Source organism: Acinetobacter calcoaceticus (assembly GCF_900520355.1).
Taxonomy (GTDB): Bacteria; Pseudomonadota; Gammaproteobacteria; order Pseudomonadales; family Moraxellaceae; genus Acinetobacter; species Acinetobacter calcoaceticus_C.
The window spans coordinates 816,243-822,444 of record NZ_LS999521.1 but is presented as its reverse complement, the minus strand read 5'-3'; the positions used below and the strand labels follow the sequence as shown (position 1 = coordinate 822,444).

Genomic DNA, 6,202 nt, shown 5'->3' with positions numbered 1-6,202 from the left:
AGAAAAAAAAGGCTTTAGGTAATATTTTACTATTACACTAAAACCTAATTTTTAAATATCTTATAAAATTTAAAACTGCAAATATTTAGAAATTATCAGGACTCTCAAATCGTTTTACTTCTTGTAACTTATTCGGGTCATGCATTGTTGCAATTCCATCTTCAGTTTTTTGGTCTACCAGAATATCTGGATTAAAAACGGTAATTGTTTCTCTACCCAGCGCATCCTCTCCAACAATATATTGAAAGCCTCTCCGATTCATCTTATGACACAATCTTTGATATAGACCTTTTAAGCCTTCGGTTTCTTCATTGGGATTGTAATAAAAAGCATTCATCACAGCTGGCAAACCCAGACCGCACACAATGCCCGATAGCAATACACTAATAAAAGTATAGCCAATCAAGATACTGCTATATGGACTTAATGCGGGAATATTGGCAACTGCCAAAATCAATGCAAGTGAAATCCCCCCTCGTACCCCACCCCAAGATAAAATGGTTAAACTACCATTATAACTTTTCATTTTTCGCATGTTCGGGAAAAAGGCAAAAGCCATAAAGTTGGCCGCAAAACGAGAGATATGTAAAATAAAGAACGCAACAATACCGCCTAAAATTAGGCTGAAGTTTAAATCAAGAATAAATAACTCTAAGCCAATTAAAGTAAACAGGAATGAGTTGATGATTCCTTCTACGGTATGCCAAAAATGATTAACTTCTTGAATCTCGCGCTCTTCTCGTATTTCTTTCCATTTGTTTCCAACAATTAAACCACCGATTACACAAGCAATTGGTGCTGATGCATGCGCAAACAAAGCAACCAAATATGCTCCACTCGCGAGCAAAGCTGTTGTTAAAATTAGGGACTCCATTTCGTGTTTACCACGTAATAGACGTAACACCCCTACCCCAAATGCCCAACCAATCCCGACAGCGACAACAATTTCATAGAGTAAAGCCTCTAATGTTGCCACTAACGAGAAATGTTCACCCTGTAAAACGTTGAGTAAAGTCATAAATAATGCAATACACATCGCATCATTAAATAGTGACTCACCTTCTAGCTTAACAATCAAATGATGTGGTGCACGTATCGAACTAAGCACACCTTTAATACCAATTGGGTCTGTTGCTCCTAAAGCTGCACCTAAAAGTAAAAGCACCAAAATTGGCACATGATATCCAACCAGTAGTTGGAACCCGTAGAGCAATCCACCAAATAAAACGGCGCAAATGACTAATGCAATGGTGGCCAAAATACTAATTTGCTTCCAGTAACTTCTTAAATCAGAAATTTTAAATTTAAGTGCTGAAGAAGTTAGAATAAAACAGATGACCCCATTAATTAAAAAATCATAAAAATCGATCTGGCGTACTACTTCCTCAATATGGTGGATATTGATGGTAATAAATTCGTTACCATTTAACAGACTAGCCCCCCATTGCAGAATAAAGACAAAAATTGCTGAGACCAGCGGTACACCAATAGCCTGTGGAAAGCCTAAAATGCGCTTATTAAAGATTGTGGTTGCTATTGATAGCGCAAAAACCACTGTGAATGCTTGTAGTAGAAAAAAATTACCCATGAATACCCTTCTTCTGGGTCAACGACCAAATAAGAGAAACTTTGTTAGATCGACCAAACTTAATAAAAAAACTGGCATGAAGAATGCCATAATCATAAAAACAGAAATTAGGACACAAGTTTAACGAATTGAATGAACAATCTATCACTCTGTTAAATTTCTTAACATTATTTATAGTTATAAGCTAAAGAAAAATGGATGAGCTTCTTAAATATGTTTAAAAAGACTCATCCTATAAAAGATTAAACTGGATTATTAAAAGTATCGCATTGGTTAATATCACCAGTTTTTAAACCAACCTGAAACCAGCGCATTCGCTGTTCACTACTACCATGAGTAAAGCTATCTGGAACAACCTGACCAGTAGAGCGCTTCTGTAAATAATCATCTCCAATTTTTTGAGCAGCATCCATCGCTTCTTCAATATCGCCTTGCTCTAAAAATTGAGTTCGCTGTTGATTATGACTCGCCCAAATTCCCGCTAAACAGTCAGCTTGTAATTCTTGACGAACAGATAATTGGTTACCTTCTGTTTGGCTTGCTTGCGCACGGGCTTGTTGTACTTGTGAAGAAATACCAAGCAAGGTTTGAACATGGTGTCCTACCTCATGTGCGACAACATACGCTTGGGCAAAATCCCCAGCTTGATCTTGCCTAGATAGTTCACTTTGATTTTGCTCACCAGAAATTCCCATTTGCTGACGCATATCTTTAAAGAATTCTGTATCGATATAAACCTTCTGGTCCGCCGGACAATAAAATGGTCCCATGGCAGATTGAGCAGTACCACACCCAGACTGAATCATTCCACTAAACAACACTAATCTTGGCGGCGTATAGGTTTTACCTAACTGTTTAAATATAGGAGTCCACGTATCCTCTGTATCAGCCAAAACAGTTCCAACAAAATCAGAGGCTTCTTTTTGCTCGGCTGTTAAACTTTCCGGTGCAGTTGCATTTGACTGCTGTGATGCAGTGACCTGCTGAGTTGCCTGATAAGCTTGTTGTGGATCAACCCCAAAAAACTTCCACGCAACAAATGCAACAACCAAACCAATAATACTGATACCACCTGCTCTAGCACCGCCACCACCTCGGCGATCTTCAACATTGGTACTAATTCGACGACCTTTCCAGCGCATAATTTCCCTCTTCTTTTTAGAATGGCATCATGAACCCGATGCTTTTTTAGGCCACATTTTTTGTATTAAGCTTACGATTAATAGAACAATTGCACCAGCAACCAATCCTATTCCAAAGTTAATCAATGTTGGTGTTAAAGCACCAATGATATTTCCTACCGCTGGTATAGTTTCTACATGATCCACTGTACTTTCAGTCAGATGATGAAGTAATGGAATGGTATGGTTAATGATCCCTCCCCCTACCAAAAACATCGCAATAGTGCCCACGATCGAAAGTAATTTCATCAAAATAGGTGCAAATGCAAGCAAGCCACGGCCTAAAGTCTGCTTAAAAGAAGCCGTTTGATTTGTTAAATATAATCCCAGATCATCAATCTTAACAATCATGGCAACCAAGCCATAAACACCAATCGTCATCACAATTGCAATAACACTTAGGACGCTTACCTTAGTCATTAAAGTAGCTGTAGCAACTGTACCGAGGGTAATTACGACAATTTCTGCAGATAAAATAAAGTCTGTCCGAACAGCACCTTTAATTTTATCTTTTTCAAATGTTGCTAAGTCTAATTCTTCGTTTTCAAGCTCTGCTTTGGCCTCCTCAGGAGTTGAGGACTTTTTATGCATAAAAGTATGAATAACTTTTTCCACACCTTCATAACATAAAAACAAACCACCTAGCATTAACAAAGGGTTAATGAGCCAAGGCGCAATCACACTAATTAATAGTGCTAAAGGTACTAAAATGAGTTTGTTAACAAATGAACCCTTCGCTACCTTCCAAACGATAGGTAACTCTCGGTCTGAGCGGACACCTGTAACTTGCTGAGCATTCAAGGCTAAATCATCACCTAAAACTCCGGCAGTTTTCTTTGCTGCCATTTTACTCATTAAAGCAACATCATCTAAAATCGTTGCAATATCATCTAATAGTAAAAGTAAGCCACTTGCCATTTCTTATCCAAGTTTGTATTTATTGAGACTATTGTAAGATGATTTTTTTTAATTTCTGTAATTTTACTGAATAAATTCACAATATTATTTTAAGAAAAGTTTATCCAATCGCTGACGAAATTTTTTTATTTCCCGTACAATAATGCCAATCTTTTATATTGCAGGGCTTACTACCCCTGATTAAGCCAATAAGACAGTGGAATAAATAATGAGTAATGTTGATCAGCGTCCAATTATTTTGACAGGCGACCGCCCAACCGGACAACTTCATCTCGGGCATTTTGTCGGTTCTTTGCGTTCTCGTGTAGGTTTACAGGATAGCCATCATCAACATCTCTTATTAGCAGATGCACAAGCATTAACAGACAATGCAGATAATCCAGATAAAGTCCGTCGCAATATTTTGGAAGTTGCTCTAGATTATTTAGCTGTAGGCATTGATCCAACAAAAACCACGATTTGCGTACAATCATGCTTGCCAGCACTTAATGAGCTCACCATGCTCTATCTTAACTTCGTGACGGTTGCACGCTTAGAACGTAACCCGACCATTAAGTCTGAAATTCAAATGCGCGGTTTCGAGCGTGACATTCCTGCTGGTTTCCTCTGCTACCCTGTTGCACAAGCTGCTGACATTACTGCTTTTAAAGCAACTGTTGTTCCAGTGGGTGAAGATCAGATTCCAATGATTGAACAAACCAATGAAATTGTACGTCGGATAAACCGTCAAATTGGCCAAGATCTTTTACCAGAATGTAAAGCTTTACTTTCAAATATGGCACGTTTACCTGGTTTTGATGGTAAGGCAAAAATGTCTAAATCATTAGGTAATACCATTGTTTTAAATGCTTCTGATAAAGACATTAAAAAAGCTGTAAACGCAATGTATACCGATCCAAATCATCTTCGTATTGAAGATCCAGGTCAGGTTGAAGGAAACATTGTATTTACTTATTTAGATGCATTTGATCCAAATAAAGAAGAAGTTGAAGAATTAAAAGCGCATTATCGTCGCGGTGGTCTAGGCGATGGAACTGTTAAAAAACGCCTTGAAGCTGTTTTGAAAGAATTGATCAGCCCTATCCGCGAACGTCGTGAAGAACTTGCTAAAGATCCTGACTACATTATGGATGTTTTACGCCAAGGTACAGATAAATGTCGTCTTATTACTCAACAAACCTTAGATGAAGTTAAAGACGGTTTAGGTTTATTTAAATTCTAATTCTCTTAAAAACTTAAAGCCCTTCGGGGCTTTTTTTGGCTTATAAGGCTCACTTTTTTAGAATTACTAATGTATCCACTGTCATTCACATGCTTTTACCCTATTAACGTGAAGTAACACTTATTAACGCTAATAGCGATGAAGAATTTCTTAACTATCTCTATTATTCACTATGTAGGTTATTTCGTATGAACCTCACGACATTTCTCCTTAAACCGAAACTGTTTTTACAGATTCGTTGTTCTACGCAATGATCACCCCAATCATTGCGTATTTTTTTGCTTAAATATTTTGTCTTCTTTAGAGATATTATCTTCTTGATTCTTTATTTTTAATTCAATAGATAAAAAAACACCGCATCATTTTCAAATGCGGTGCTTTTTAAGATTCAGAATAAAGCGATTAAGCTAAACCTTTCTCTTTTAAAACTTGCAACATTGTTGAACCAAGTTCAGCAGGGCTACGAGTGTAAGCCATTCCCGCACGTTCAAACGCAGCGAATTTCTCTTCAGCAGTACCTTGACCACCAGAAATGATCGCACCAGCGTGACCCATACGCTTACCTTTAGGTGCAGTTACACCAGCAATGTAACCTACTACAGGCTTAGTCACGTTAGATTTGATGAATTCAGCAGCTTCTTCTTCCGCTGTACCACCGATCTCACCGATCATGATGATTGCATCAGTATCTGGATCATCTTGGAACAATTGAAGAGCTTCGATTTGGTTCATACCTGGGATTGGGTCACCACCAATACCGATACAAGTAGATTGACCTAAACCAAGCTTAGTTGTTTGAGCAACAGCTTCATAAGTCAATGTACCTGAACGTGAGATGATACCAATACGACCGGGTTGATGAATGTGACCAGGCATAATACCAATCTTACATTCACCCGGAGTGATCACGCCTGGGCAGTTAGGACCAACTAAACGAGTACCGTTACCGTTAGTTTCTAAGTAGCGTTTTGCTTTAAGCATGTCAATTGTTGGAACACCTTCAGTGATCACAACGATTAGACCAACACCTGAATCAACCGCTTCAACGATAGAGTCTAAAACGAATGGAGCTGGTACATAGATTACAGATGCATCTGCATTTGTTTCACGTACAGCTTCTTTCATTGTATTGAATACTGGCAAGTCAAGGTGAGTTGTACCACCTTTACCTGGAGTAACACCACCAACAACTTTTGTACCGTAGTCTAAAGCTTGTGCAGAGTGGAATGTACCGTTTTTACCAGTAAAACCTTGTACCAATACTTTAGTGTCTTTATTAATTAATACGCTCAT

The 6,202-nt window shown here is 38.1% G+C and carries 5 protein-coding genes; 1 reads left to right on the top strand and 4 read right to left on the bottom strand.

Annotated features, from left to right (window positions below; all coding sequences use genetic code 11):
* Positions 1–85: 85 nt before the first annotated feature.
* From AC2117_RS03995 to AC2117_RS03985, 3 genes are all read right to left on the bottom strand, one after another.
* Positions 86–1,588 carry a cation:proton antiporter gene (locus tag AC2117_RS03995; protein ID WP_133972075.1) on the bottom strand — a complete coding sequence of 501 codons (1,503 nt, stop codon included), beginning with the start codon at positions 1,586–1,588 and terminating at the stop codon, positions 86–88.
* A 242-nt stretch (positions 1,589–1,830) separates the two neighbouring features.
* Positions 1,831–2,730 (bottom strand): neutral zinc metallopeptidase, encoded by a 900-nt coding sequence (locus tag AC2117_RS03990; RefSeq protein WP_133972073.1) that lies wholly within the window; start codon positions 2,728–2,730, stop codon positions 1,831–1,833.
* Positions 2,731–2,757: 27 nt separating this feature from the next.
* Positions 2,758–3,687: a DUF808 domain-containing protein gene (locus AC2117_RS03985; RefSeq protein ID WP_133972071.1), complete on the bottom strand. Its 930-nt coding sequence runs from the start codon at positions 3,685–3,687 to the stop codon at positions 2,758–2,760.
* A gap of 208 nt (positions 3,688–3,895) precedes the next feature.
* Between AC2117_RS03985 and trpS the strand changes: the two genes are divergently transcribed.
* The gene (gene trpS, locus AC2117_RS03980; protein ID WP_133972070.1) at positions 3,896–4,909 is read left to right on the top strand and encodes a tryptophan--tRNA ligase; all 1,014 of its coding nucleotides are present in this window, start codon (positions 3,896–3,898) and stop codon (positions 4,907–4,909) included.
* A gap of 402 nt (positions 4,910–5,311) precedes the next feature.
* Here the strand turns inward: trpS and sucD are convergent, their stop codons facing one another.
* Positions 5,312–6,202, bottom strand: a complete 891-nt coding sequence (gene sucD / locus AC2117_RS03975; RefSeq protein ID WP_003655479.1) for a succinate--CoA ligase subunit alpha — start codon at positions 6,200–6,202, stop codon at positions 5,312–5,314.

Coding starts and splice junctions, on each gene's coding strand:
- AC2117_RS03995 (WP_133972075.1), bottom strand. CDS start 1,588: ATGGGTAATTTTTTTCTACTACAAGCATTCACAGTGGTTTTTGCGCTA.
- AC2117_RS03990 (WP_133972073.1), bottom strand. CDS start 2,730: ATGCGCTGGAAAGGTCGTCGAATTAGTACCAATGTTGAAGATCGCCGA.
- trpS (WP_133972070.1), top strand. CDS start 3,896: ATGAGTAATGTTGATCAGCGTCCAATTATTTTGACAGGCGACCGCCCA.
- sucD (WP_003655479.1), bottom strand. CDS start 6,202: ATGAGCGTATTAATTAATAAAGACACTAAAGTATTGGTACAAGGTTTT.
- AC2117_RS03985 (WP_133972071.1), bottom strand. CDS start 3,687: ATGGCAAGTGGCTTACTTTTACTATTAGATGATATTGCAACGATTTTA.